Annotated in this window: 1 pseudogene; it reads right to left on the bottom strand. The window is 56.3% G+C overall.

Features of this window, described 5'->3' with window-relative positions:
* Window positions 1-15 precede the first annotated feature (15 nt).
* Window positions 16-270: pseudogene (locus H6A60_RS13180) on the bottom strand (hypothetical protein); the annotation flags it as partial.

A 270-nucleotide genomic window follows, 5' to 3' on the forward strand; every position in this document is an offset into this window, starting at 1 on the left:
GAAGAAGGTCCGACATCAACGAATAATGTCAACCGCTTCTGCCCCGCCGTGTGCGCGCTGAAAGTGTCGGACGATCGTTGAACGAAGCCATTGGAGCTCGTAGTCCGCGTTGCTTCTCGAATGCCAGAGAATCTGCGGATGCCACGGGCGCAGCTCGTCTGAAGCGAGCGGCAGAATTTCGATCGGAAGGTATTTGGCAAAGTACTGCGCAGACTCTCGCGGCAGGAACCCGTAGCTGTCGCTTTCTATCACGTAGAACGGGATCGAGAG

The organism is Sutterella massiliensis, from assembly GCF_016899755.1.
Taxonomy (GTDB): Bacteria; Pseudomonadota; Gammaproteobacteria; order Burkholderiales; family Burkholderiaceae_F; genus Sutterella; species Sutterella massiliensis.